Origin of the sequence: Paraburkholderia sacchari, from assembly GCF_000785435.2 — a bacterium.
Classification (GTDB): domain Bacteria; phylum Pseudomonadota; class Gammaproteobacteria; order Burkholderiales; family Burkholderiaceae; genus Paraburkholderia; species Paraburkholderia sacchari.
This window is the reverse complement of the sequence record NZ_JTDB02000001.1, coordinates 1,384,115-1,407,806: the sequence shown is the minus strand read 5'-3', so window position 1 is coordinate 1,407,806 and position 23,692 is coordinate 1,384,115. Positions and strand designations below refer to the sequence as shown.

Genomic DNA, 23,692 nt, shown 5'->3' with positions numbered 1-23,692 from the left:
ACATGCTTCCCAAACAGAAGACCGTCGCTGCGGCGACCGCACTCTTGTTTTGCGTCGCTATTGGCGCTTACGCGTTATCGGGGGAGCCGGCCGCGCAGGAAGGCGTGAGCGCTGGCGCGCCCGGCGTGCGCGGCGCCGAGGGGCTCGGGCCTCACGGCGGCCAGATCGCTGCCGACGGCCCGTTGAGCGCGGAGATCGTGCTTGCGGAAAAAACCGGGGACGCGCGCCTGGTCGTCTATCCATTCGTGGATGGCAAGCCGGTTCCCGATCGTGCGACGGTGAGCGCCACGATCACGCGCTACGACGGCTCGCGCGAACTGATGAAGTTCACGGGTAAGGACGGGAAATTTTGCAGTACGACAGGAATTGGCGCGCCGCACGTGTTCGATGCGGCCATCGGCATTCGAATCGATGGCCGCTCTGGTTCGCTCCATTTCTCGCGCGCGGACGGCGCGGTTGCATTGAGTCCATCGCAGATCAAGGCGGCGAATATCGGGCTTGCCACGGTGGGGCCGGCGCAGATTCGCAGCAGCTTCCAGTTGCCGGGCGAAATCAAGTTCAACGAGGACCGGACCGCGCACGTCGTTCCGCGCGTCGCGGGCGTGGTCGAGCGCGTGAACGTATCGATCGGGCAGCGCGTGCAGAAGGGCGAGGTGCTGGCCGTCATCGCGAGCACCGACCTCGCCGACCGGAGAAGCGAACTGCTGACGGCCGAGCGCCGTCTCGCGGCGGCGCGCACCGCATACGCACGCGAAAAGACGCTCTGGCAGGAAAAAATCTCGGCGGAGCAGGACTATCAGCAGGCCCAGGTGCAACTGCGCGAGGCCGAGATAGCCGCTCAGAACGCGCGCCAGAAACTCGCCGCGCTCAATGCCGCTCCGTCCGCGTCCGCGCTGAACCTCTACGAACTGCGCGCGCCGTTCGCCGGCACGATCGTCGAGAAGCATTTGACGACGGGCGAATCCATTGCGGCGGATGCCAATGTATTCGTGATTTCCGATCTGTCTTCGGTTTGGGCGGAAATGGCCGTGCCGGCGCAGCGCCTGAACGATGTGCGGGTTGGGCGCGAGGCCACGGTGAGCGCCTCGGCGTTCGAATCGCGCGCCACTGGTTCGGTGGCGTACGTGGGCGCGTTGCTCGGCGAGCAGACGCGCACCGCGCCGGCGCGCGTGGTGCTCGCAAATCCCGAGGGCGCGTGGCGGCCCGGCCTGTTCGTGAACGTGTCGGTGGGGGCAGGCGAGCAGGACGTGCCGCTCGCCATCCGGGCCAGCGCGATTCAGGAGATCAATGGCGCGGCTTCGGTGTTCGTGCAGTCGCCGCAGGGGTTCGTGGCGCAGCCCGTCGAACTCGGGCGGCGCGACGAACAGAACGTGGAAGTGCTGGGCGGGCTGAAAAGCGGCCAGCGTTATGCGGCGGTGAACAGCTTCGTGCTCAAGGCGGAGCTGGCGAAGGACAGCGTGGAGGAGTGATCGAAAATGTTTGAGCGGTTAATTGGCTTTGCCATCGCGCATCGCTGGCTCGTGATGTTGGCCACCGTCGCGGTGGCGGCGCTCGGCATCGGCAGTTACCGGCAATTGCCGATCGACGCGGTGCCCGACATCACGAATGTGCAGGTGCAGATCAATACCTCCGCGCCCGGCTATTCTCCGCTCGAAGCCGAGCAGCGCATTACCTGGCCGATCGAGACCGCGATGGCGGGCCTGCCGAATCTGCGGGAGACGCGCTCGATTTCGCGCTATGGCCTCTCGCAGGTGACGGTGATCTTCAACGACGGCACGGACATCTATTTCGCGCGCCAGCTCGTCAACGAGCGCATTCAGGAGGCGAAGGACAAGCTCCCGCTTGGCGCGACGCCGTCCATGGGCCCCACGTCGACGGGCCTTGGCGAGATTTTCCTCTGGACCGTGGAAGCCTCGGAAAGCGCGAGGAAGCCGGATGGCAAGTCCTATACGCAAGCCGATCTACGCGAACTGCAAGACTGGGTCGTGAAGCCGCAACTGCGCAACGTGCCCGGCGTCACCGACGTCAACTCGATCGGCGGATACGTGAAGGAGTATCGCGTTGCGCCGAATCCCACGAGGATGATGTCGTACGGGCTCACGCTCGCGGACATCGTGCGCGCGCTGGAGCGCAACAACGAGAACGTCGGCGCCGGGTATATCGAGCGCGAAGGCGAGCAATACCTCGTGCGCGTGCCGGGGCAGGCGCGCGGGCTCGACGACATCGCCAGTATCGTCCTCACCAACGCGGGCGGCGTGCCGGTGCGCATGAAGGACGTCGGACAGGTAGGCGTCGGCCGCGAGTTGCGCACGGGCGCGGCAACCGAAAACGGCAAGGAAGTCGTGCTCGGAACCGTATTCATGCTGATGGGCGAAAATAGCCGCAGCGTGGCGAAAGCGGTGTCGCTGAAAATGGACGAGGTCAACCGCTCGCTGCCGCCGGGCGTGAAGGCCGTGCCCGTTTACGACCGCACAGTGCTGGTCGAAAAAGCCGTGCAGACGGTCAAGAAGAACCTGCTCGAAGGCGCGGTGCTCGTGATCGCCGTGCTGTTCATCTTTCTCGGCAATATTCGCGCCGCGCTCATTACCGCGCTCGTCATTCCGCTTTCGATGCTGATGACATTCACGGGCATGGTCAACGTCAAAGTCAGCGCGAACCTGATGAGCCTGGGCGCGCTCGATTTCGGCATCATCGTGGATGGCGCGGTGGTCATTGTCGAGAACTGCATACGGCGGCTCGCGCACGCACAAGCCTCCGCTGGCAGGCCGCTCACGCGCGAAGAACGCTTCGCCGAAGTGATGGAGGCTTCGCGGGAGGCGCGCCGCGCGCTGATATTCGGACAACTGATCATCATGGTGGTCTATCTGCCGATCTTCGCCCTGACCGGCGTGGAAGGGAAGATGTTCCATCCGATGGCGATCACCGTGGTGATGGCGCTGGCCGCCGCGATGGTGCTCACCGTGACGTTCATTCCGGCGGCGGTCGCGCTGTTCATCGGCTCGCGGGTGGAGGAAAAGGAGAATCGTGTGATGGGCTGGGCCCGGCGCGCCTACGAGCCGGTGCTGGACCGCTTCATGGAGCGCCCGAAGCGCGTGCTGCTTGCCGCGGTGGCCATCGTCGGCGTGACCTTGCTGCTGGCCACGCGTCTTGGCAGCGAGTTCATCCCGAGCCTGAACGAAGGCGATCTCGCCATTTCCGCGCAGCGCATTCCGGGCACGAGCCTCACGCAGTCCGTGGAGATGGAGAAGTCGATCGAAAAGGCGCTCAAGGAGAAGTTTCCGGAGATCGAGCGTGTGTTCGCGCGCACGGGCACCGCGGAAATCGCGGCGGATCCGATGCCGCCCAACGCATCGGACGGCTACATCATGCTAAAGCCGCAGGACCTGTGGCCCGATCCGCGCAAATCGCGCGAAAACCTGGTGAAGGAAATCGAGGCAGTGCTGGCCGAATTTCCCGGCAACGTCTACGAGTTCTCACAGCCGATCCAACTGCGCTTTAACGAGCTGATCTCGGGCGTGCGCAGCGACGTGGCCGTCAAGGTGTTCGGCGACGACATGAACGTGCTCAACACGACGGCCAGCGAGATTGCCGCCGCGCTGCAGAAGGTGGCGGGCGCCACCGAGGTGAAGGTCGAGCAGACCACGGGCCTGCCGGTGCTCACGATCGAACTGGATCGCGACAAGCTTGCGCGCTATGGCGTGAGCGTGGCGGACGTGCAGGACACGGTGGCGGCGGCCGTGGGTGGCCAGAAGGCGGGCACGTTGTTTCAGGGCGACCGGCGCTTCGATATCGTGGTGCGTTTGCCGGAGGAGTTGCGCTCCGATGTGGAGGCCATCAAGCGCTTGCCCATCGCGCTGCCGGTTAGTGGGAGCGCTGCGGCAACGACAGCGGCGCCGGCTATCGCGCTCGCGCCCTACGTGCCGCTCGCCGAACTCGCGACAGTGAAGATCGGGCCGGGGCCGAATCAGATCAGCCGCGAAAGCGGCAAGCGCCGCGTGGTGGTGACGGCCAATGTGCGCGAGCGCGACGTGGGCTCGTTCGTGGCGGATGCGCAGGAGCAGATTCGCCAGGGCGTCCAGGTGCCGGCCGGCTACTGGATCTCATGGGGCGGACAATTCGAGCAATTGCAAAGCGCGAGCGAGCGTCTGAAAATCGTCGTGCCGGTTGCGCTGCTGATGGTTTTCGTCCTGCTCTTCATCATGTTCAATAACGCCAAGGACGGCCTGCTCGTGTTCACGGGCATACCATTCGCGCTAAGTGGCGGCGTGGTGTCGCTGTGGCTGCGCGGGATTCCGCTCTCCATCACGGCGGCGGTCGGTTTCATCGCGCTTTCCGGCGTGGCGGTGTTGAATGGCCTCGTGATGATTTCCTTCATACGGAAACTGCGCGAAGATGGAGCCGATTTGCCCAGTGCCGTGCGCGATGGCGCGCTCACGCGGTTGCGTCCGGTGTTGATGACGGCGCTGGTCGCTTCACTAGGCTTCCTGCCCATGGCGTTCGCCACCGGCACCGGCGCGGAGGTGCAGCGGCCGCTGGCCACCGTTGTGATCGGCGGCATTCTTTCTTCCACGGCGCTCACGCTGCTGGTGCTGCCCGTGCTGTACCAGGTCGCGCATGCGGGCTCGTTGCGCGGGCTGGCGCGCGAATCGCTCAAAATGGGAAGCTTCAGTTTAAAACGCAGGTAAAACGCACATGCGCATATTGATCGTCGAAGACGAACCGAAGACAGGAAAATACCTGCAGAAAGGCCTTTCCGAGGCGGGCTACGTGGTCGACTGGGTGGAGGACGGCGTGAGCGGCCTGCACCAGGCGAGCACGGAGGACTACGACCTGATCGTGCTCGACGTGATGCTGCCCGGGCGCGACGGCTGGAGCGTGATCGAAGCGCTGCGCCGGGAGCGCTCCACACCGGTGCTGTTTCTCACGGCGCGCGACGACGTGGGCGACCGCGTCAAGGGCCTCGAACTCGGCGCCGACGACTACATGGCCAAGCCTTTCGACTTCGTCGAATTGCTGGCGCGGGTGCGCTCGATTCTGCGGCGCGGGCAGCCGCGGGAGGCCACGACCCTGAGCGTGGCCGACCTCCATCTGGATCTCACGCGGCGCAAGGCCACGCGCCAGGGCAAGACCATTCTGCTGACGTCGAAGGAGTTCTCGCTGCTGTGGCTGCTGATGCGCCGGTCCGGCGAAATCCTGCCGCGCGCGACCATCGCCTCGCAGGTCTGGGACATGAATTTCAGCAGCGATACCAACGTGGTGGACGCCGCCATCCGGCGGCTCAGGGTGAAGATCGACGACCCCTACGAGACCCGGCTCATCCACACGGTCAGGGGCATGGGTTATGTTCTCGAAGAGCGGGACGCCGTCGATTCATGATCAAGCACTTGCTGCCCACGACGTTGCGCTCTCGCCTCACGGTACTCATCGTCATCTCGACTTCCGCCATTCTCGCGCTCAGCGGATTCGCGCTCTATCAGGCGCTCAAGACGCGCATCGACAGTACCGCGACGCAGGAACTCGTGACCACCATGATCGCCCTGGAGGAGCATCTCGCACGTGTTCAGGACACCGATGAAATCGTGCGGAAATCGGAAGTCTGGATCGACCAGCTTCACGGCCATCAACGGCTCGATCTCGGGCTGTTCGACGGGGAGGGCAAGCGGATTCTCGAAACGCAGTACTTTGTAGGTTACGCACCCGTTGTGGAGGGACCGCTGCCAGGCAAGATGATCATTCGGGCGGACAAGGACTCGAAGCGCCGCTATGTTGCTTCGCGCGTGACGCTGCGGGGCACGGCCCATGAAACGGTGCGCGTCGTGATTCAACTGGACGAATCGGGCGACTACGCGCTGCTGCGCGGATACGCCTACACGATCGTCGCGATCGAGGTGCTCGGGGTGCTGCTTGCGGCGGCGCTCGCGTACGGCATCGCGATGCTCGGCTTGAGCCCGCTGCGGCAACTCGTGAAGCGCGCGGAGGAGATGTCCACGGCGCGCCTCGCGCAGCCCATGCCGGAACTCGACACCGCCGGCGAATTGCGGGAACTGGGGCGCGCGTTCAATGGAATGCTGGCGCGGCTGAACGAATCGTTTGTCCGGTTGAGCCAGTTTTCGTCGAATCTCGCGCACGACATGCGCACCCCCCTGACGAACCTCGTGGCGGGCGCCCAGGTGGCGCTCGCGCAGCCCCGAACCGCCGAGGAGTACCGTGGCATCGTCGAATCGAGCATCGACGAATATCAGCGGCTCTCGCGCATGATCGAAGACATGCTGTTTCTCGCGCGCTCCGAGAGCGCGCAGCATCCGCCGGGGTTGCGCGATCTCGACGCCGTACAGGAAGCGCGGCGCGTGGCGGGCTATTACGAGCCCATGGCCGAGGACGCCTCGGTTGAACTGGAGGTGCGCGGCGCGGGCAGAGTGCAGGCCGATCTCATGCTTTACCAGCGGGCGCTGAGCAATCTGGTTTCCAATGCGCTTGCGCACGCGCCAACCGGATCGAAAATCGTTATAGAGTGCGAATCATCGGGATCGGGAACGATGGTGAGGGTGTCGGATACGGGCCCGGGCATCGACGCCGCGCATCGCGAGAAGATCTTCGAACGCTTCTACCGCGTCGATCCTTCGAGGAACAATTCCGCGTCGGGAACGGGTTTGGGGCTCGCCATCGTCAAGTCCATCATGGAGAGCCATGGCGGGACCTGCGGCGTCGAGAGCCAGCCCCATGTCCGCACGACGTTCTGGCTGTACTTTCCGGCGCGCCGGATCTAGCCAGCCATAGCTGCAATAGCCGGCAACAGCCGGCAATGTCCGGCAAAAATGGCCGCATCTAGCGGCCGCGCGGTGTGACGGCGCGGCCGATTGCGCTTGAGCCTGAACTACCGTCGAACCTTAGTGCGACGCCATCTGATCGTGCTGATCGACTGCAGTCGAAGGCTCGTTGCGATGCGTGCCGGCCGCATGGCGCGCCTTGTTTTGCGCGATTTGCTGCGCGTTCGGCGGGTACTTCGTCGGGCTCGATTGCGTGAGGCCGTCGTGGCGGGCCTGAATCAATTCCTGCTGGACCTCGGCGCGCGTTTTGCCTTGGGTCTGCGTCTGCGCTTGCGCTGCTACCGAAGTAGCGCCTAGTGCTGCGGCAATGGCGACGAGAGCAATCGGGAACTTCGCGTTCATGCTGAATCTCCTTCTCTTTGGACTTCCGCAACGGGGAAGCCGGGGTTGCACTTGCTCGCTTCCTCGCTGGAAGCTGCGTTCAATATGACGGTTGAGCGGTGCGCTAACGTGATCGCAAGATGACGTTTTCGTAGGAAAAGGGAGCGGGGCGCGACACCGCCGGAAGCTGCGCATATCGCGTAAACCCTTATGAAACGGGCTTTATAAGCGCAATAATAAGTTCCACATGTGGCGGTCGCTATGGGCTCGGGCGGGCGCGGATGCCAGAATGCGGGCCGCTCCGCAAGGCACAGACTGTCGCCTTCGCGAGTCGCGCACGCACCTGGAGGTCCCCTCATGAAAAACCACGGCCTGTCACGGCGGGGTTTTCTCAAAGCCAGCATGCTGGCGGGCGTGGCGGTATATGTGGCGCCTTTCGGCAGCCGCGCATTCGCTGCCCTTTTCGAAGAAAAACTCCTCACACCGGTCAAATGGGATGCCGCCAACGGCACGCCCAAGTTCCGCATCGACGGCATCGCCAAAGTCACGGGCTCGAAAATCTTCGCACGCGATATTCGCGCGTCGGACATGCCCCACTGGCCCCAGCAGCAGGCACACGCGCTCATCCTGCGCGCGACCCAGGCCGATCGCCTTTACGAAGGCTTCGACCTGACGCTGCTCGGCGACGATCTCAAGCCCGATCGCATCGTCACCGCCGAGGACCTCGTGCGCGATGGCGTGGCGTTCCCGGCCTTCTACGGCGAGGACATGCTGCTGCCCGCGGGCAAGACGCCTGCCTATCTGGGCCACGCGGTCGCGATTCTCATCTATCACGATTTCGCGCGCTTCCGTTTCGCGAAGAACCTGCTCAAGTTCCGCGACGACGTGATCCGCTACGGCGCGGTGACCGGGCCGCTCGAACGCGATCCGTGGGGGACCTTCCGCTACGTGCGCGTGGGCGGCAAGACGCCGTACGACGACGACGTCTATTCGAGCCTCAAGGACGCGCCGATTTTCCCGAGCTCGATGCGCAAGCATCAGCCGGTGTGGCCGGACGCCAACGCGCACGGCAAGGTCGACGAGCAGGGCATGGCCTGGGCGGCCCAGATCTCCGACGAACTCGATCACGCCTCCGCCGACTCGCTCGTGTTCGACCGCGAGTACAACACGCAGTCGATCGACACGGCCGCGCTCGAACCCGACAACGCGAACGGCTGGTACGACGCCGCCACGCAGTCGCTGCACCTCGTGGTGCCGACGCAGTCGCCGCTCGAAGTCGCGCAATCGGTTGCCGAAATGGTTGCGAAGGGCCGCTACCCGGTGAAGCAGCTGTTCCTGCATCCGTGCTACACGGTGGGCTATGGTTCGAAGGACCACTTCAACGTGCCGTACTACGGGCTCGTGGCCGCGCTCTACGGCGACGGCCGCCCGGTGCGTTTCGCGAACGACCGCTACGAGCAGTTCCAGACTTCGCTGAAGCGCCACGCGTTCAAGATGCATTACCGCATTGCGGTCGACCGCAAGACGGGGCTGCTGCAATCGTTCAAGGGCGACTTCGAGGCCAACGGCGGCGGGCGCTGCAACTTCTCGCCTTCGGTGGCGATGGTGGGCGCGACGGCCGCGCAATCGATCTATTACTTCCCGAAGAACGACTTCGCCTCGGTGGCGATCGCCTCGCGCGCGATCGACGCGGGCTCGGCGCGCGGCTACGGCACGCTGCAGAGCATGGCGGCGACCGAAATGGCCATCGACGAAATCGCCGCGCAGCTCGGCGTCGACCCTATCGATTTCCGTCTAAAGAACGCGCTGCGCTCGGGCATGAAGAACACCCAGGGCGCGATTCCTGCTGGCGCGATCCGCGTGGACGAGGTGTTGGAGCGCGCGAAGGTGCATCCGCTGTGGACGCAGCGCGCGAAGCGCAAGGCCGAGTACGAAGCCGCGCATCCGGGCAAGCGCTACGGCGTGGGTTTCGCCTGCGTGCAGAAGGACTTTGGTACGGGATCCGAAGCATCGTTCGCGAAGGTCGAAATCGACGAGAACGGCGCTATCACGCTCCATCACACGGGCGCGGAGATTGGCACGGGCATGTCGACCACCCAGGCCGTGGCCGTGGCGAAGTGGCTCGGCAAACCGGCGGCGGATATCCGCGTGGCGGTGACCGACTGGCCCGATCTGCCGATGGTCACGAGTGGCGACCCCTACCTCATGAGCCAGGCCGATCAGGACCGTCTGAGCGCGAACCCACGCTGGACGCCGAATATCGCCTCGCCATCGAGCGCCACGAACTCGGCGTTCTACTTCACACACAGCACGCGCGAAGCCGCGCGCGCGGTGTTCCGCTACGGCCTGTGGCCGGCGGCCATGTCGATCTGGACGCAAGGTCTGGGCGGCGGCCAGGCCGCGCCGCTCGTCGTGCGCATCGAAGATGCGCGCTGGGTGGACGGCAAGCTGACCGCGGCGGGCCTCGAGCCGCTGCCGCTCGAACGGCTCGCGAAACAGGCGCATGCGCTGGGCCTCGCGACCGGCGCGGTCGTGCACGTGTTCAATCGCTGGCAATGGGCCGAAGCCGAATTCGATGTGGGCGGCACGGTCGAGCGTCTGCCGATCGACGGCCTCTCGCTGCGCTATGCGAAGGCTGGTGCCGGCGAAAACGGCAAGCCCGCAGCATCGCTGACGCCGGCTGCGCACGCCGCGCTGCCCTCCACGGCGAACGGCTATCGCGTGCTGGACCGCAAGCGCGCGTTCATCCCGCCGATGAGCCGCAACAACGCGGCGGTGACCTATTACAGCGCGGTCGGCACGCTGGTCGAACTGGCCGTGCATGAAGCCACCGGCAAGGTGGAGCTGCTCACGCACCATTCGATCATGGAATGCGGCAACCAGATCTCGCCGCAGCTCGTTTCGGGCCAGTTGCAGGGCGGTCTTGCGATGGGCATCGGCCATGCGCTGCACGAGTATCTGCCGCTCTACGAGGACGGCCCCGGCAACGGCACGTGGAACTTCAACCGTTACCACCTGCCGCGCGCCTCGGACGTCGCCGTCTGGACGCAAACCGGCGAAGTGCTGCCGGCGCTCTCGGAAACCGATCCGCCCAAGGGTATCGCCGAAGTGGTGATGATTCCCGTGGTGGGCGCGGTCGTGAACGGCGTCGCGCACGCCATCGGCCATCGCTTCACCGACTTGCCGGTGACCCCGCAAAAAATCCTGGAGGTGCTCGCATGACGCTCGCCCAATCCGCTGGATCCGCGGCCAGCGCCAGCGCCGCCGTGGCTGCTTCGCAGTCAGCCCCGGCCGCACAGCCGGCCTCGCAGCCCGCGCCCGTCGAGCGCCCGCTCGTGCAGTACAAGCCGAAAGCGCTTGCGCTCACCATCAACGGCAAGGCCGTCGGTCCGATGCAGGTGCCCGAGGGCATCATGATGATCGAGTTTCTGCACGAGTACGCGGGCCTGACCGGCTCGCGCCTCGGCTGCGGGCAGGGCGTGTGCCACGCGTGCGTCGTGATCCTCGACAAGCCGGACGGCACCAGCGAGGAAATGCGCACCTGCATCACCGGCGCGCACTTCTTCAACGGCCGCACGATCCGCACGGTCGAAGGCCACGCGAAGCGCAACGAGGCTGGCGAGGTGGTTGAGTTGTCGCCCATCCAGCAGAAGTTCCTCGATCACTTCAGCTTCCAGTGCGGCTACTGCACGCCGGGCTTCGTCAACGCGGCAACGGTGCTGCTCGAACGCCTCAAGCGTGAGCCCATCAACAAGGCCGATGTGGAAAGCACGATCATGGCCGCGCTCGACGGCCACATTTGCCGCTGCACGGGCTACGTGCGCTACTACGAGGCGGTCAAGGACGTGGTGATGAGCACGCCCGGTCTCGTGAAGGACGCGGCATGAAGCGCGCGCTCCTCAACCGGCTCGCGCACGGCGTGTTGCTCGCCGCCTGTGCGCTCACGCTCGCGGCCTGCGGCCGCGAAGAATCGTCCACTTCGGGCGCGGCGTTCACGCCCACGCCCGAGCAGGTCGCGCGCGGCCGCTACCTCGTGAAGGCCGCCGACTGCGCGGCGTGCCACACCGCGAAGGACGGCGCGCCGTTCGCGGGCGGCGCGGCGCTGGCCTCGCCGTACGGCACCTTCTACGGCTCGAACATCACGCCCGACAAGGATCACGGCATCGGCAAGTGGAGCGCCGACGACTTCTACGCCGCGCTCCACGACGGCAACGCGCGCGGCAAGCGGCTCTATCCGTCGATGCCGTATACGTCGTACCGTCAGCTCTCGCGCGCCGACGCCGACGCGATGTACGCCTGGTTGATGACCGTGAAGCCTGTCGCGGCCGATGCGCCGGCGAACGAGCTGAAATTCCCGTACAGCATGCGCTTCGGCATGGCGCTGTGGGACGTGCTGTTCCTGAAGGACACGTTGCCCGATGCTTCGGCGGGGCAATCGGCGGACTGGCAGCGCGGCCGCTATCTCGCCAACGCGCTCGGACACTGCGCCGAATGCCATACGCCGCGCGACGTGTTCGGCCGGCTCGTGGATGCGAAGCCGCTCTCGGGCGCAGCATTGGGCCGCGTGGTCGCGCCGGACATCACGCCTGCGGGCCTCGCTGGCCGCGGCTGGAACGGCGCCGATTTGCAGACGTTTTTCAGCGTCGGCATCGCGCCGCAAGGCTCGGCATTCGGCGAGATGTATCCGGTCGTGCACTTGAGCACGCAGTACCTGAGCAAGGACGACGTGCGCGCGCTGTCGGTCTATCTGCTCGGCGACATGGCGCCCGCGCCGCAGCCGGTGAAGGCCGTGGCCGCCGACACCGCGCAACTGGCGGCGGGCCGCTCGGTCTATGTGGCCGTGTGCGCGGGCTGTCACGGGCTGGCGGGCGAGGGCAAGCCGCACGTGGCGGTGCCGATGAACGGCAACTCGACGGTGCGCCAGGCCGATCCGCACAATCTGCTCGTGGCGATGCTCGACGGCATCGATACGCAGCACTTTGCGGGTCTGGAAAGCATGCAGGCGATGCCGGCGTTCGCGTCCACGCTGAGCGACGACGAGCTCTCGCAACTGGCGAACTACCTGCGCGCGACGTGGGGCGGGCAGAACGCCAATGTTGCCGCCGCCGATGTGAAGGTGTTGCGCGAGCCGTCGCATTAGGCTTTGCAGTTCAGCGCGGCATCAAGCGGTGTACGCGCTAGCCAAAAAAAAAGCGGGCCTCGATATTTTCGAGGCCCGCTTTTTTGTGCGCGTTAGTCCGTGCGTTAATCCGCGTATCAGTCCGTCTTCCTGCTGCTCAACAACCGCTCCAGCGCTTCGGGCAGACCACGGTTCGGCTTGACCGGCGGTTGGGCGAAGCTGCCCTTGGTCGCCTTTTTCGGGTTCAGGCGGATCAGGCCTTCAAGCTGGGTAATCGAGCTCGACACGCCATCGACCACCGGCACCGGCAGTTCGTGACGAATCTCGCGCGCAAGCCCTGCGAGCGGCGCGCCCGCGATGATGATGACATCGGCGCCGTCGTTCTCGACCACTTCGTTGCACAGCGCCTTCAGTCGTTCCGCGTAATCCTGCTGCACGCTGCCGATATCGCGCAGCGGTTCTTCGAGCGCGCGAATGCTCGCGAGCCGGTTGCCCAGATGGCTGCGCTCAACCGTCTCGCGATACCACGCCTTGATGCGCGGCGAAATCGCAATGATCGAGAAGCGCTGCCCCAGCGTGGCGGCGGTCATCAGCGACGCTTCGGTCAGCCCGACCACCGGCACGTCGAGCAGTTCCTTGATGCCCTGGAGTCCCGGGTCGCCGAATGCCGCGACCACCACGCCATCGTAAGTGCCCGCGCGCTCGGCCGCCACGCACGAGGTCGCGTACGCGCCCACCAGCGACTCGAAGCGCGTCTCGATGTACGCGACGCCGAACGGCGCGGTCGCCACTTCGATCTCGGTGCCGGGCGAAGCGCTGCGCTTCGCTTCGGCCTCGATCAGCGCCGAAACGCTCTCGGAAATATTGGGGTTGATCACGAGGATCTTCATGGTGCGCTCCAATTTCAGCGGTCGATTCAGAGGTCGAGATACTGCGGCTTGCCGGCCGGGAGAAACTGGCCGCGGCCCGCTTCGGGCTCCAGATAGCGGCCGTCCTCGACCAGCAGTTCGCCGCGCGACAGGCAGTGCTTCGGCCAGCCGTGCACGGTGCGGCCCTCGTACGGCGTGTAGTCGACGTTGTGGTGCAGCGCGTCGTTCGCAATGGCGACTTGTTTGGCCGGGTCCCACAGCACGATGTCGGCGTCGGCGCCCACCGCGATGGTGCCCTTGCGCGGATACAGGCCGTACAGCTTCGCGGGATTCAGCGAAGTCAGCTCGACGAACTTGTGCAGCGACAGCTTGCCGTGGCTCACGCCGTCGAACAGCAGCGCGAGACGGGTTTCGATGCCGGGGATGCCATTCGGAATGTGCTCGAACGAGACTTCTTCGCCGCCGGGCTTCTTGCCCTGCGGGTCGTCGAACGAGAACGGCGCGTGGTCGGACGAGAACACACTGAAAATGCCGCGCTTGAGCGCGCTCCACACCGCTTTCTGGCTCGACGTATCGCGTGGCGGCGGGCTGCAAACGCACTTGGCGCCGTGATAGCCGTCGTCGTGGCCGAGATCTTCGGCAGTCAGATACAGATACTGCGGGCAGGTCTCGGCATAGATGTGGAGGCCGCGGCGCTGTGCCCATTCGATCTGCTCGATCGCATCCTGGCCCGAGACGTGAACGATCAGGATCGGCACGTCGACGAGTTCGGAGAAGGCGATCGCGCGATGCGTCGCTTCGCGCTCGACGGCGGCGGGGCGCGAGAGCGCGTGATACTTCGGCGAGTGCTTGCCTTCTTCCGTGAGCTTGTCGGTCAGCCATGCGATGCAGTCGGAGTTTTCGGCATGCACCATGACCAGCGCCTGGTTGCGGCGCGCCACGTCCATCACTTCGAGGATCTCGCGGTCGCTGAGCTTGAGATCGTCGTAGGTCATGTAGATCTTGAACGACGTATAGCCCGCCGCGATCAGTTCGGGCAGCTCGCGCTCCAGCACCTCGGGAGTGGGATCGGAGACGATCAGGTGGAACGCGTAGTCGGTGACCGCGCGGCCATCGGCGCGGCGATGATAGTCGGCCACCGCGGCCTTAAGCGATTGGCCCTTTTCCTGCGCGGCGAACGGGATCACCGTGGTGGTGCCGCCGCACACCGCGGCGCGCGTGCCGCTCAGGAAGTCGTCGGCCATCTTCAGCCCTTCGGGCATGGGCTGATCGAGATGGCAGTGCGCGTCGATGCCGCCGGGCAGCGCCAGCAGGCCGGTTGCGTCGATCTCGCGCGCGCCTGCGCCCAGCTCGCGGGCCAGCGCCACGACGACGCCGTTCTTCACGCCGATATCGCAGTTAAAGCGCTCGGACGCGGTCACCACGTCGGCATTGCGGATGACGAGGTCGTATTCGGTTTTCATGGCTGTCGTCATGGCAAGTCCCTCACGCAACTTCGGTAAACAAGCGGCCCCAGCCCTCGAGCCGGGTCGTATCGTAGCCCGCGAGCTTCAGCGACTTCCACACCACGGTGGAGATCGTGTCGTAGAGCGGGAGGCCGTGCTGCCGCTCCACTTCGTCGGCCAGATGCGCGGCGTGCAAATTGGTGCAATAGGTGACGATTGCTTCGGGGCCCTGGGCCGCGACTTCGCGAATCTGGGTGAGCAACGTTTCCTGGGTTACTTCGGAGAACTGGAAATTCACCTTCAGGCCCAGATGGCTTTCGGAAGAGCAGTCGATGCCGTTCTCGCGGTAATTGGCCACGATCTTCTGCTGGACTTCCTCGATGTATGGGCTGACCAGGCCAAACTTGTTCACGCCGGTCTTAACCAGAATTTCGTTGAGCGCCAGAATCGAAGTGGTCGCGGGAATGCCGGTCGCTTCTTCGATTTCACGGCACAGGCGGCGGTCGCTCTCGAAGCCGAGCCAGCCCGACGACGTGCCGTTCCAGGCGATCACGTCGACCTTGGCGTCGGCCAGCAGGCGCGCGGCCTGAATGATGTTGGTGGTGTCGAACTGACCGAGCGCCTGCTCGGACAGCGAAATCTCGGTCACGGTGAAGCGCGAGAAATGGGCGCTGACGCCGGGCAGTTGGGCCACCATCGCGCTCGTGATGGGTTCGAGCGCGGTGTTGGACGAAGGGGTCAGCATGCCGAGCAGGACGCGTTTGCTCATGATGAAGTCTGCAATCAGTCAGTTACTAAATTAGTGAAAGCTCAAACAGGCAGCTTGCGTTCGTAGTCGATCATGGTCGAGCAGACGAACAGGCCAGCGCCCGCGGCGGCGAAGAACATCAGGGCCAGGAAATAGGAGCCGGTAGTCTGCACGATCAGGCCGACGATGATCGGTACGAGCACGCCGCCGATATTGCCGCCGAGATTCATGAAGCCGCCCAGAAAGCCGACCTTGTTGCGGGTGCCGAGGATCGAAGGCAGGCACCAGTACAGGCCGCACCAGCGCAGGAAAAACAGCGTGGAGGCGAGCAGCACCACCACCGTTACCGGATCGCGCACATAGGCGACAGAGAAGATCGATGCCGTGGCCAACACGGCGGCGATGCCGAACAGCGTGCGCATCACGCGATTGGGCGAGCCGCCCGCGGCCTTCCACTTGTCGGCGATCCAGCCGCCCACCAGTTCACCCACGAAACCGCTGAAGAAGATGGCGAAGCTCGCGCCGCCCATCTGCTGGATATTGAAGCCGTACGACTTGTTCAGATAGTTCGGCATCCACGTGAGCAGGCCGTAGAACAGCGAATTGAAGCACATCCAGCCGAAGAACATGCCCCAAACCGAGCGGTACTTGAAGAAGTCGAGGCTGCGGCCGCTCGCATCGATCGGCTCTTCCGCATGCTCTTCCCGCAGCGCGGCTTCGAGATAGTCGGCTTCGGCCTCGTTCACGGCCGGATGCTCGCGCGGGTTGTTGCGGATGTAGTACCACGCGAACAGGCCTGCCAGCATGGTGCCCACGCCGGCCACCACGAACGAGGTGCGCCACGAGCCGAACTCGCTGATCAAGCCGGAAATGATTACCGCGCCCAGAGCAGCGCCCAGCGGCGCGCCGCCGTCGAGCAGGGTCGCGCCGCGGCCGCGTTCGTGGCGCGTCATCCACATGGTGTTGAGCTTGCCGCCGGCCGGGTAGATCGGCGCTTCCGACGCGCCCAGGCCCAAACGGGTGAGGATCAGCGCCGTGCTCGTCGTGCAGATCGCGGCGATACCCTGGAAAAAGCCCCAGAACAGCGTGGCGAACGCGATCACGATGCGCGGCTTGAAACGGTCAGCCAGCATGCCGCCCGGAATCTGCATGAATGCATAAGTCCAGAAGAACGAGCTGAGAATCAGCCCCTGCACGCCGGGGGCGATGTTGAATTCCTTGGCGATCAGCGGCATGGCGACGGACAGCGAGGCCCGGTCCACGTAGTTGATCGAAATAAGCATCAACATGATCAGAAAGATTCGCCAGCGTACGCCGGTCCTCGCCTCGGCCTGCACGGCCGCATTTGCGGTTCGCATCGATGTCTCCTCCGTACGCCTGGTCACGGCCTTCGGGTTTCATGTGTGTGGCCGGACCGCTTTCGGCCCGGTGCGCTGTCTGCGCAAACGCAGTATATGATTTCTAATTATAAATTACAAGTTTTATAACTATATGATTTTATTGAGTTTTAATTTTTGTGGATAGTCGAGGGGGAGTGTAGGAAAATTAAGCGAAGACGGAAGACACGAACGAAAGCAAGCAGGAAGCAAACGACATGGACACGAAGGCACTACCGGCGGACACACGCAAGCGCATCAGCCTGCGCGGCACGGGGATGTACGCGGCAATCGCGGAGCGGTTGCGCGAGATGATTCTGGAAGGGGAATTGCCGCCCGGCGAACATATCGACGAGAAAGCGCTGTGCGAGCAGTTCGACATCTCCAGAACGCCGCTGCGCGAAGCGCTCAAGACCCTCGTGACCGAAGGGCATGTGACGCACCGGCAGCACATGGGCTTTCAGGTCGCGCCGATCAACAAGGACGAGATCGCCGCGATCTTCGAGGTGCTGCACGGGCTGGAGGAAATCGCGGGACGGCTCGCCGCGCAGCGCATCGACGACAAGCAGATGAAGGTGCTGCTGGAGCGCCACCACGCGATGGAAGCGTTTCATCGCGACGGCAAGCGCACGGCTTACTACCGCGCCAATCAGAAGGTGCATCAGCAGATCGTCGATGTCGCGAACAATCCGGTGCTATCCGATTTGTATGCTTCACTGATGAGCAAGATTCACCGTGCGCGCGGTGCGGCCAATGCCGATGTGTTCCGCTGGGCCGAATCGCTCGGCGAACACGGCGCGATCCTGGAGGCGCTGGGCAAACGCGACGGCGCGAGCCTCTCGCGGCTGCTGCGCGAGCATTCCGAGCACACGGCCGCGGAAGTCATGAAAGTGCTGCAGCCCGCGGGCGAGGCGGGCCGGCGCCGTTAGTCGTTAGTTGTCAGCCGTCAGCCGTCAGCCGTTAATCGTCGGCAAGCGTAAACTCGATGTCCTGCGCACCTTCCCACAGCACGAGTTTGCCGAACGCCTCCAGATGCTCGTGGCCTTCGAGCAGCGTAAAGAAGTGGTTGCCGGCAAGCTGCCCCATCTTGCTCGCAAAGCTCGAACTGCCATAGACGAACAGGAATTCGGTTTCGCTGAAGCCGCCGGGGTACAGCAGAATATCGCCGCGCGATGCGTGGCTCGTGTGGTTCTCGAACGTGAGGCCCGTATCGAAGTCGCCCAGCGGGATCCACACGGCTTCGCCGCTCCAGCGCGAATGGATCACCTTGTTCCTGAGCGGCAGCAATTGCAGGAAGCGCTCGCAGGTGCGTGGCGCGCGTTCTTCTTCCAGCCGGCCGACGAAGCGGTACGGGCCGGCGTTCACGATGATCTTTTTCATGTTGTCCTCGAAAGTTGGGAGTAGTCTTCGATACGCCACACGCTGGCGCTAATCTTGCCGGGTTCGCATTTGTATGCGCGCGCATCGAACCCTGACGAATCGCTGACGATATGACCTGAGGAGCCACGCTCATGCCAAGCCCTGATGGAAGCATCACCGCAGTCGTGGCGGCGTCCGCCGCCTTCGTGGGCAGCCACTTCATCCTGTCCCATCCATTGCGCAAGCCTTTGGTGGGCGCGATCGGCGAGGCCGCGTTCCAGGGCATCTACTCGCTGGTCTCGTTCGCGACGATCGGCTGGATGATCGTGGCCTACCGGCGCGCGCCGCTGACCGAGCCGCTCTGGGCGGTCGGCAACGGCCTCTGGGCCGTGGTGACGGCGGTGATGCTGATCGCCTCGATTCTGCTGATGGGCTCGCTGATCCGCAATCCCGCGCTGCCCACGGGCGGCCGGTCCGGCGCGTTTCCCGAGACGGCGCACGGCGTCTACGCGGTCACGCGTCATCCGATGATGTGGGCGTTCGCCCTTTGGGGGCTGTGTCATATCGCGGTGTATCCGGTCGGGAAGAACATCGTGGTTGCGGTGGCGATGATCGTGCTCGCGCTGGTCGGCTCCGCCTTGCAGGACCGCAAGAAGGAGCGCCTGCAACCCGAGCAATGGCCCGCATGGGAGGCGAAAACGAGCTACCTGCCGTTCGCGGCCATCGCGGCGGGCCGTGCGCGGCTGGGCGGCTTCGGCATGCACGCGCTGGCGGGCGGACTCGTCGTCTGGCTCGTCGCGACCTGGGCGCATCGGCCGATTGCCGGCATGGCCGCAGGCATCTGGCGCTGGTTCTAGCGGTAACTTTAGCGCCAACGTTAGTGTCAACTTCAGTGGCAAATTTAGCGCGGGTTCCGGCGTGGCCGCGCGAGCGCGTCGCGCGGCGGGGCGTCAGCCACTTATAGCTTCGGCTTGTCGGTCGGGTCCATCGACGTGCCCGGAATGCCTTGCGTGCGCGCGCTCACCTCCAGTTCCTGCGCGAGCGCCTGGCGGCGCGCGTCGCTGGGCTTCGCGTGCTGCGCATTGTCGAGCGCCGGAACGATATAGCCGCTCACCATCTGCCGGAACATCTGCACGTTCTTCGCGTCGCGCAGGCCGCCTTCGATCGGCAGCATGCTCGTCATCACGATCACCGTGTTGCGCTTGGGCAGCACCGTGATGAACTGCCCCTTGAAGCCCATAGCATCAAACTCGGGCTCGCTCTGCACGATGTTGTTGACCCACCAGTAGTAGCCGAAGTAAGGCGAAACGGCCGGCGTCGTCATCTGCGCGATCCACTGCTGCGGCACCACCTGGCGGCCCTGCCAGCGGCCATGATCGAGCACCAGCATGCCGATCTTCGCCATGTCCACCGCGCGCAGCCGCAAGCCCCAGCCCGCCGAGACCAGACCCTTCTGGTCGGCGCGTTCCCAGGCCGCGTGCTGCATGCCGAGCGGCTCGAACAGGTGCGCTTGCGCATACTGTTCGACGGGCGCGTGCGCCGCCGCGCTCAACATGGCCGAAGTCAGGATCGGATTGATGTCGGTGTATTCGAATTCCGTGCTGGGCGCGACCTTCGGTTTGGTTGCGGCCGCAAGCTTCAGGCGATCGGGCGCCGTGTAGTAGATGGGATCGTCCTTGGGGCGGAAGTCGTAATGCAGGCCGCTCGACATCGACAGCACGTGGCGCAGCTCGATGTTGCGCTTGTCGGCGAAGTCCGCGCGCAAGTCGGGGCGCCATGCGCTCAGCTTGTCGCCCACCGAATCGTTCAGGCCGATCTTGCCCTGGTCGACCAGGATGCCCGCGACCAGCGACGTCACCGACTTGGTCACGGAATACAGCTCGTAGTTGGCGTTGCGCGATGCGCCCGCGCCGTAGCGCTCGAAAATCAGCTTGCCGTCTTTCACCACGAGCAGGCTGTAGACGTCGAGCTTCTGGTCGCGTATCCATTGCGAGAGACGCACGAGCTCGCTCGAATCGACGCCCACGTCCTCGGGCGTAGTGGATTCAATGCCGGCTTCTTGGAGCGGGGCGCTCGCTTGCTGCGCGCTGGCCGCGAACGGCACGAGCGCGCTCGCGCCGAACACAAGCGGCGCCACGCGCGCGAGCAGCGCGCGCAGCACCGGCGATGCAGGCCGTGAACGGGACGGCGAAAACACGGGGAGCGGCGGGACCGTCTGGATTGTCATCGTCGCGGTTTCCTTCAGGTTTCAGGGGCGTCGTTGAATGCGGTGGCCGTGCCAGGAACGCCTTGGGTCTGGCGGCTCCTTTCGAGTTCCTCATGCAGCGCCTGGGTTTTCGCGGCGGTCTGCGCCGGTTTGCTCGCGGGCGAGAGCGCGGGAAGAATGTACTCGTTGACCATGCGCCGATATTGCTGGAGGTAGGTCGCGTCGCGCAGCCCGCCTTCGGTGGGCAGCAGGCTCGTCATCACGACCACGGCGTGCTGCTTGGGCAGCACCGTGATGAATTGCCCCTTGAATCCCATCGCGCCGTACTCGGGCTGGCCTTTCTCGACGACGTGCTGAATCCAGCAGTAATAGCCGTAGTCGGCGGCGGCGGGCGAGGGCGTCGCCATCTGCTTGATCCATGCGGCGGGCACGACCTGCTTGCCGTGCCAGCGTCCGCCGTCGAGCAGCAGCATGCCGATTTTGGCCATGTCCACGGCGCGCAGGCGCAGTCCCCAGCCGCCCGAAACCGCGCCGGTTTTGTCCGCGCCGCTCCAGCGGTAATGCGACATGCCGAGCGGCCCGAACAGCTTCTCGCGCGCGAACTGGTCCTCGGGCTGTTGCGCGGCGATCGAAACGGCCGTGCCCGTGAGCACGGGATTCACGTCGATATAGTCGAAGTGCGTGCCGGGCGCCGTCCCGGTGGCGCGGCTCGTGACCGCGACGCGCAGCCGGTCGGGCGCTTCGTAGTAGAGCGGGTCCGTGCCTTCGCGCGTCTGATAGCTGAGGCCGCTTGACATCGACATCAGGTGGCGCAGCTCGATGTTCTGCTTGTCGGCGAGTTCGCTTGCGAGGTCGGGGCGCGCCTGGGCGATCATGGGCGCTGCTTTCGTCGACGGGCTGAGCTTGCCTTCGCCCACCAGGATGCCGGTGAGCAGCGCGGTAATCGTCTTCGTGACTGAGTACAGCTCGTAATTGTTGTCGCGCGTGAGGCCGTCGCTATAGCGCTCGAACACGATCTTGCCGTCCTTCACGACCACGAGGCTGCGTACGTCCATCTTGTCGTTGCGCAGCCATTGCGACATGCGAACGAGCGGCGCCGAATCGACGCCGACCGATTCGGGTACCACAGTGGGCATGTCCTGCGATGCCGGACGGGTGGCGCCGGAGGCATGCGCCGCGTGCGCCGCCGAGCCGGCGACGATCGCCGCAGCCGCCATCCTGCACAACGTTTGAGGCACTCTCATCGATTGCTCCTTGTTCGTTTTGCTTAATAACGCAGCGCGCTCGCCCGGTCCTTAAACGACTTCGCTGAACAGACGCCCCCAGCCCTTGACGCTGCGGGTGTCGTAGCCGGCGAGCTGGAGCGACTTCCAGACCACCGTGGAGATCGTGTCGTAGACGGGAATGCCGGTCTCTTCCTCGAGCGCCCGCACGAGATGCGCGGCCTTCAGGTTCGTGCAGAAGGTCGTGATCGCGCGCGGCTTGGCGGCGGCTACGGCAAGAACCATCTCGCGGATCTGGTCGGCCGTGACTTCGGAGAACGAAAAATTGACCTTCAGGCCCAGATGACGCTCGGCAATGCAGTTCAGACCTTCGCTGCGGTAGTTGGCGACGATTCTTTCCTGCACCTCTTCGAGGTAGGGCGTGACGAGGCCGAAATCTTCGGCGCCAGTCTTGCGCAGGATCTCATTGAGCGCGAGCACGGAGGTCGTGGCGGGGATGCCGGTGACCTCGGTGATGCGGCGGCATAAACGCTCGTCGGCTTCGAAACCGAGCCAGCCCGAGGACGTGCCGTTCCAGCCGATCACATCGACCTTGGCGTCGGCGAGCAACTCGGCGGCTTGCAGGATTTTGGTGTCGTCGAACTGGCCGAGCGCCTGGTCCGAGAGCGAGATCTCCGTCACGGGAAAACGTGCGAAGTGCGCGGAGACATCGGGCAGGCCCGCGACCATCGCGCTCGTGAGCGGCTCGAGCGCAGTATTGGACGACGGCGTGAGCATGCCGAGAAGAGTGCGCTTGTTCATGTCGATATCTAAAGATGAATAATTGAATAAATGAAGCGGGAGGCAGCGGACCGCGTTAATAAAGATTCAAACTGGAATCTTCTTTTCGTAGTCGATCACGCTCGAACACACCAGCAGGCCGACGCCGGCCGCCGCGAAGAACATCAGCGCGAGGAAGTACGAGTGCGTGAGCTGCACGATCGCGCCGACGATGATCGGCACCGAAATACCGCCGATATTGCCGCCGAGATTCATGAAGCCGCCAAGGAAACCGATCTTGCTGCGCGTGCCGAGCGACGACGGGATGCACCAGTAAAGACCGCACCAGCGCAGGAAAAACAGCGTGGTCGAGAGCAGCGCGACTACGGCGACCGCATTGGTCACGTAGGCGACCGAGAAGATCGATAGGGTAGCGATCACCGCCGCGATGCCGAACAGCGTGCGCATCACGACATTGGGGCGACCGCCCGCGGCCTTCCACTTGTCGGCGATCCAGCCGCCGACCAGCTCGCCAATGAAACCGCTGAAAAAGATAATGAAGCTCGAACCGCCCATCTGCTTGATGTCGAAGCCGTGCACCATGTGCAGGTAGTTCGGCATCCACGTCAGGAGTCCGTAGAAAACCGTGTTGAAGCACATCCAGCCGAAGAACATGCCCCACACCGAGCGGTACTTGAAGAAGTCGCTCGTGCGGCCCGAGAGCGAGGCCGGTTCGAGCGCCGCGTCTTGTGCGTGCGATTCCTCGATATAGGCGGCTTCCAGTTCGTTCACGCCCGGATGTTCGCGCGGCGTATTGCGCACATAGAACCACGCGAGGATGCCGGCGAGCACCGTGCCGATGCCCGCGACCGCGAAGGCAAGACGCCACGAGCCGAGCATGGCGATGAGCCCGGTGATGAGGATCGCGCCGAGCGCCGCGCCCAGCGGCGCGCCGCCGTCGAGCAGGGTCGCGCCGCGGCCGCGTTCGGTCTGCGTCATCCAGAGGGCGTTGAGCTTGCCGCCCGCGGGCATGATCGGCGCTTCCGACGCGCCAAGACCCAGACGCGTGAGCAGCAGGGCCGGGGCGTTCGTGCACAGCGCGGCGATGGCCTGGAAGAAGCCCCAGAAGACAGTGGCGCAGGCGATCACGATGCGCGGCTTGAAACGGTCGGCCAGCATGCCGCCCGGAATCTGCATGAACGCATAGGTCCAAAAGAACGAGCTGAGGATGAGCCCTTCCATGGCCGGACCGACGTCGAACTCCTTCGAGATCAGCGGCATGGCGACCGACAACGACGCACGGTCGATGTAGTTGATCGAAATGAGGCTCAGCATGACCAGAAAAATCTTCCAGCGCACGCTGGACTTGTGGACCGCCATGGCGGCCACACCGGATGTTGTTGACATGAACAGCTCCTGGGAGAGGCGGATGTTTTCATG

19 protein-coding genes are annotated in these 23,692 nt (G+C 64.5%); 9 read left to right on the top strand and 10 right to left on the bottom strand.

Annotated elements, in window-relative coordinates; genetic code table 11:
- Positions 1-2 precede the first annotated feature (2 nt).
- The 4 genes from NH14_RS06270 to NH14_RS06255 are packed head-to-tail and all read left to right on the top strand — an operon-like array spanning position 3 to position 6,767.
- Complete coding sequence (locus NH14_RS06270) at positions 3-1,469, top strand: efflux RND transporter periplasmic adaptor subunit (protein ID WP_035529145.1); 1,467 nt, start codon at positions 3-5, stop codon at positions 1,467-1,469.
- A gap of 6 nt (positions 1,470-1,475) precedes the next feature.
- A complete protein-coding gene (locus tag NH14_RS06265; protein ID WP_035529142.1) occupies positions 1,476-4,685 on the top strand; it encodes an efflux RND transporter permease subunit in 3,210 nt (1,069 codons plus the stop codon).
- Between the two features lie 7 nt (positions 4,686-4,692).
- Positions 4,693-5,376, top strand: a complete 684-nt coding sequence (gene irlR / locus NH14_RS06260) for a heavy metal response regulator transcription factor IrlR (protein WP_035529139.1) — start codon at positions 4,693-4,695, stop codon at positions 5,374-5,376.
- Positions 5,373-6,767, top strand: coding sequence for a heavy metal sensor histidine kinase (locus NH14_RS06255; RefSeq protein WP_035529135.1), 1,395 nt, complete (start codon positions 5,373-5,375; stop codon positions 6,765-6,767). The genes irlR and NH14_RS06255 overlap by 4 nt, the downstream gene beginning before the upstream one ends.
- Positions 6,768-6,887: 120 nt before the next feature.
- Here the strand turns inward: NH14_RS06255 and NH14_RS06250 are convergent, their stop codons facing one another.
- The gene (locus NH14_RS06250) at positions 6,888-7,169 is read right to left on the bottom strand and encodes a DUF4148 domain-containing protein (protein WP_035529132.1); all 282 of its coding nucleotides are present in this window, start codon (positions 7,167-7,169) and stop codon (positions 6,888-6,890) included.
- Between the two features lie 336 nt (positions 7,170-7,505).
- On the opposite strand from NH14_RS06250, the gene NH14_RS06245 reads away from it, so the two are divergent.
- The 3 genes from NH14_RS06245 to NH14_RS06235 are packed head-to-tail and all read left to right on the top strand — an operon-like array spanning position 7,506 to position 12,288.
- Entirely contained in the window at positions 7,506-10,370 is a 2,865-nt protein-coding gene (locus tag NH14_RS06245; RefSeq protein ID WP_035529131.1) for a xanthine dehydrogenase family protein molybdopterin-binding subunit, read from the top strand.
- A complete protein-coding gene (locus NH14_RS06240; protein WP_035529130.1) occupies positions 10,367-11,035 on the top strand; it encodes a (2Fe-2S)-binding protein in 669 nt (222 codons plus the stop codon). The genes NH14_RS06245 and NH14_RS06240 overlap by 4 nt, the downstream gene beginning before the upstream one ends.
- A complete protein-coding gene (locus tag NH14_RS06235; RefSeq protein ID WP_035529127.1) occupies positions 11,032-12,288 on the top strand; it encodes a cytochrome c in 1,257 nt (418 codons plus the stop codon). The genes NH14_RS06240 and NH14_RS06235 overlap by 4 nt, the downstream gene beginning before the upstream one ends.
- Before the next feature lie 116 nt (positions 12,289-12,404).
- Here the strand turns inward: NH14_RS06235 and NH14_RS06230 are convergent, their stop codons facing one another.
- Genes NH14_RS06230 through NH14_RS06215 form a run of 4 tightly spaced genes read right to left on the bottom strand, consistent with a single transcriptional unit; the run spans position 12,405 to position 16,687 of the window.
- Positions 12,405-13,157 (bottom strand): aspartate/glutamate racemase family protein, encoded by a 753-nt coding sequence (locus NH14_RS06230; RefSeq protein WP_035529123.1) that lies wholly within the window; start codon positions 13,155-13,157, stop codon positions 12,405-12,407.
- Between the two features lie 26 nt (positions 13,158-13,183).
- Positions 13,184-14,599 carry a dihydropyrimidinase gene (gene hydA, locus NH14_RS06225; RefSeq protein WP_035529120.1) on the bottom strand — a complete coding sequence of 472 codons (1,416 nt, stop codon included), beginning with the start codon at positions 14,597-14,599 and terminating at the stop codon, positions 13,184-13,186.
- Between the two features lie 22 nt (positions 14,600-14,621).
- Entirely contained in the window at positions 14,622-15,350 is a 729-nt protein-coding gene (locus tag NH14_RS06220; protein WP_035529117.1) for a maleate cis-trans isomerase family protein, read from the bottom strand.
- 41 nt (positions 15,351-15,391) lie between these two features.
- Positions 15,392-16,687 carry an MFS transporter gene (locus tag NH14_RS06215; RefSeq protein WP_035529115.1) on the bottom strand — a complete coding sequence of 432 codons (1,296 nt, stop codon included), beginning with the start codon at positions 16,685-16,687 and terminating at the stop codon, positions 15,392-15,394.
- A gap of 236 nt (positions 16,688-16,923) precedes the next feature.
- Here NH14_RS06215 and NH14_RS06210 point away from each other — a divergent pair, with 236 nt between their 5' ends.
- Positions 16,924-17,634, top strand: a complete 711-nt coding sequence (locus NH14_RS06210; RefSeq protein ID WP_052148180.1) for a GntR family transcriptional regulator — start codon at positions 16,924-16,926, stop codon at positions 17,632-17,634.
- A gap of 31 nt (positions 17,635-17,665) precedes the next feature.
- Here NH14_RS06210 and NH14_RS06205 read toward each other — a convergent pair whose 3' ends face one another.
- The gene (locus tag NH14_RS06205) at positions 17,666-18,085 is read right to left on the bottom strand and encodes a DUF3830 family protein (RefSeq protein ID WP_035529113.1); all 420 of its coding nucleotides are present in this window, start codon (positions 18,083-18,085) and stop codon (positions 17,666-17,668) included.
- Positions 18,086-18,216: 131 nt separating this feature from the next.
- Between NH14_RS06205 and NH14_RS06200 the strand changes: the two genes are divergently transcribed.
- Positions 18,217-18,921: an NnrU family protein gene (locus tag NH14_RS06200; RefSeq protein ID WP_035529111.1), complete on the top strand. Its 705-nt coding sequence runs from the start codon at positions 18,217-18,219 to the stop codon at positions 18,919-18,921.
- Between the two features lie 101 nt (positions 18,922-19,022).
- Here NH14_RS06200 and NH14_RS06195 read toward each other — a convergent pair whose 3' ends face one another.
- The 4 genes from NH14_RS06195 to NH14_RS06180 form a co-directional block, all read right to left on the bottom strand.
- Entirely contained in the window at positions 19,023-20,291 is a 1,269-nt protein-coding gene (locus NH14_RS06195) for a serine hydrolase domain-containing protein (RefSeq protein WP_084225639.1), read from the bottom strand.
- Between the two features lie 14 nt (positions 20,292-20,305).
- Positions 20,306-21,514: a serine hydrolase domain-containing protein gene (locus NH14_RS06190; protein ID WP_035529110.1), complete on the bottom strand. Its 1,209-nt coding sequence runs from the start codon at positions 21,512-21,514 to the stop codon at positions 20,306-20,308.
- Between the two features lie 51 nt (positions 21,515-21,565).
- The gene (locus tag NH14_RS06185; RefSeq protein WP_035529108.1) at positions 21,566-22,294 is read right to left on the bottom strand and encodes a maleate cis-trans isomerase family protein; all 729 of its coding nucleotides are present in this window, start codon (positions 22,292-22,294) and stop codon (positions 21,566-21,568) included.
- Between the two features lie 66 nt (positions 22,295-22,360).
- On the bottom strand, positions 22,361-23,659 hold the full coding sequence (locus NH14_RS06180) for an MFS transporter (RefSeq protein ID WP_035529106.1): 1,299 nt from the start codon (positions 23,657-23,659) through the stop codon (positions 22,361-22,363).
- Between the last annotated feature and the right edge of the window lie 33 nt (positions 23,660-23,692).